We start from the raw sequence: 3,028 nt of genomic DNA, 5'->3' as shown, positions 1-3,028 counted from the left end.
GGTTCCGGCATCCTCGGACGTCCATTGCGAAATCAGTTCGATCGCCAGGGCGTCCGCTCCGGTGGTGATGTGGTCGTGCCGGAAAATCGTCGCGCCGGTGGCGACATCGTCATTGTCGACGCAGTCCATGAGGAAGTAGCGCACTCCCTTCCCTTGCTGATCGTCCACATAGCCGCGCGCGAATTCGACACCGCGATGCAGGACGCGATGCGGCAAAAGCCCGACGGTCTCGGCGGTCTGGCGCTGCAGCACCCTGGCCATGTCGGGGTCGTTCATGGGCGTGATCGGATCGGAGCGCTTGATCGATTCCGAAATCAGGCGATCCTTGTAGAACATGTATCCCTCGTGCACGTAGGTGCGCAGGTCGGGATAGCCAGGTCCAAACACCAGGCGCCGCTGCCCGTACTTCCCGATGAGCAGATCGCCGCAAGGGCCGATATTGCCCTCGTCGGTGGAATCGAATGTCGAGCAGTATTTATAGAAGATATGCTCGACGCCGATCTCGTCGAGCATAGTCGTCAAGCCGTCGAGCGCCGCGACCGCCCGCGCCGGCGGCATGAATCGCAGCCGGGTCGCGATGACGAGAACCTCGCCATCGGCCGCCTCATGCAGAACGGCCGTGTCGCAAACATAGAAGACCGGAATACCGAGCTTCTCCAGATTGCTGGCGACAAAAAGCCCGCCGGTGAAGTCATCGGCGATTACGGCGATCCTGACGCTCATCGAGCACCCTGTTGTTCATGGCTGAGGCCTGTGCATCCTGCGGCTTTGCCGCGGCGAATAGTCGATTTTCTTGCGCTTTCCGGTGGACCAGCGCCTTCAAACGCCGGTCGCTGAAGCGCGGTTGCTCAAAGCGAATGGTGGAGCCTCAAGCCGGCTTCGTGCCAGTCCAGCGCGACGAGCCTTGCATGGTGCGAAAGCGTCACGAAGCACGTCCGCCGATCGGCCCCGCCGAAACACAGATTGGTGACGAGGAGATCGGGCACGGGATGCACGACAGGTTGGCTGCCAAGACCTCTGAACTCCAGTATGGCGCACAGATCGAGCGCCGCCGCGCAGACCGCGCCGGACTCTGCGACGGCCAGCCCATCGAAGCGGGCGAGCCCTCCGGGACTGGCAAAGAGCGTTCCTCCCGCCGGCGAGGGCCAGGACCGTTTGCCGACCCGCCCCGGGCCTTCGACCGTCCACGACCAGATGCGTCCGGTATAGGTTTCGGCCACGTAGAGCGTCTTGCCGTCGGGCGACAAGGCGATGCCGTTCGGCGAGATGAGACCGGCGATGACTTCCCTGATCTCGGAACCGTCGCCGGCCGCCCAATAGACCGCGCCGAGATCCATGTCGCGCCGCCGGCGCTTGCCCATGTCGGTGAACCAGAAGCCGCCTGTCCCGTCGAACACCAGATCGTTCGGCCCGCGCAGCGGATATTCGCCGCACCGGTCGTAGAGGCGCTGCAGCCGCCCGCTGGTCAGGTCGACGACGTCGATGCTCCCCGTCTCATAGTTTGCGCGCTGCGGCCCGCTGCGCAGCCGGCCGGGCTCAACCTCTATCCAATCGACGCCACCATGGTTGCAGACATAGATCCTGCCGTCGGGACCGAGCGCGGCGCCGTTCGGCCCGCCGGGCACTTTGGCGATCACCGACACCTCTCCGGCGGCGGACACCTGCTTCAGGCTTTCGTCGGCGATGTCGACCACAATGACGGAGCCGTCGGGCATGGCGACGGGGCCTTCCGGGTATACCAGCCTGTCAGTAACGACGCGCATAGGACCTTCGACATCCTTCAAATGGGACAGCGCCACGCCATGTCGGCCGGACGCGTTTGGATCGAGCGCCGGGCGAAGGCCCGGCACGGCTTCATGCTGCCCGCGCGGCTTCCATCAACTGGCGGGCGAAAAGGTCTTCATCCACATTGCGGCCGCTGAGAACGACGACGAAAGTGCGTCCTTCGGTCTTGTCGCGCGCGGCCAGCAGGGCGCCCAGGGCAAGCGCGCCGCTTGGCTCCGTCACCAATCCGAACGCCTCGAACGCGGCGCGCATGCCTTGCCTTGCATCGTCATCCGTCGCGGTGATGACGCCCGACAGCCGCCTCCTGTTGATCTCGAAGGTGAGCTCGCCCGGGGTCAGCGACAGCAGCGCGTCGCAGATTGTTTCCCCGGATGCGGGCACGCTGACGCGTTGGCCGCGAACAAGGCTCTGCGCCGTGTCGTCATAGCCAGCCGGTTCGACTCCCCAGATTTCAGTCGCGGGCGACAGGACGGCCAGCGCAAGCGCGCTTCCGGCGATCAGACCGCCCCCGGAACATGCGGCGGCGAATCCGTCGATGCGAACGCCCGAGGCGGCAGCCTCCCTGGCAGCCTCGTAAGCGATCGTCGCGGCGCCGGCGACGATATGCGCGTCATCGAATGCCGGGACATAGACAAGTCCCTGGCTTTCGCGCCAATGCCTGACAAGCTCCGCCCTGTCGGCCGAGCGACGATCATAGGCGACGATCTCGGCGCCCAGCGCGCGCGTCTGTTCGATCTTGTTGAGCGGCGCGTCCGCGGGCATGAGGATCACGGCTCGCGCCCCGGCAGCCCTCGCGGCCCAGGCAACAGCGCGCCCGTGATTGCCTGACGACAACGCCAGCACACCGCGCGCGAGCTCGTCGGAAGACAATCGCGATATGCGGTTCCAGGCGCCGCGCACCTTGAAACTTCCGGTCGGCTGCAAAGTCTCGGCCTTGACCAGCAGCCGGCCGCCGACACGCTCGTTCAGCCGCTCGCTCTCCATGAGTGGAACCTTGAGCAGGATCGGAGCCAGCCTGCGGGCGGCGTCCTCGATCGCGGCGATGCCGGGGATCCGTCCTTCGGCGATCGCGGCGGGACCTGTTTCGGCAGACGTATCGGCAGCATCAGCGATCACGGTTTTGATCCATCATAAGCGGGTTTCCGGAACTCCGGCGGTTGATAGCGGGCGCGGCCGCGGCGGCCGGGATCCGTTCGATCACTTCGACCTGGCGCGACGCGACGCAAGCATCGTCGCGCCGATC

At 65.6% G+C, this 3,028-nt stretch carries 3 protein-coding genes; all 3 read right to left on the bottom strand.

The genetic code is table 11. The features are described from left to right. On the bottom strand, positions 1-723 hold a 723-nt coding region (locus EOD07_RS28750), incomplete at its 3' end, for a four-carbon acid sugar kinase family protein (protein ID WP_164772627.1). A 125-nt stretch (positions 724-848) separates the two neighbouring features. Continuing rightward, positions 849-1,763 carry an SMP-30/gluconolactonase/LRE family protein gene (locus EOD07_RS28745; RefSeq protein WP_127237764.1) on the bottom strand — a complete coding sequence of 305 codons (915 nt, stop codon included), beginning with the start codon at positions 1,761-1,763 and terminating at the stop codon, positions 849-851. Between the two features lie 91 nt (positions 1,764-1,854). Then, complete coding sequence (locus EOD07_RS28740; protein WP_206519587.1) at positions 1,855-2,901, bottom strand: pyridoxal-phosphate dependent enzyme; 1,047 nt, start codon at positions 2,899-2,901, stop codon at positions 1,855-1,857. Between the last annotated feature and the right edge of the window lie 127 nt (positions 2,902-3,028).

The organism is Mesorhizobium sp. M2C.T.Ca.TU.002.02.1.1 (assembly GCF_003997225.1).
This window is presented reverse-complemented; position numbering and strand designations above follow the sequence as displayed.

Bases quoted from the DNA above. Each gene is read 5' to 3' on its own strand.
- EOD07_RS28745 (WP_127237764.1), bottom strand. From the start codon at position 1,763: ATGCGCGTCGTTACTGACAGGCTGGTATACCCGGAAGGCCCCGTCGCC.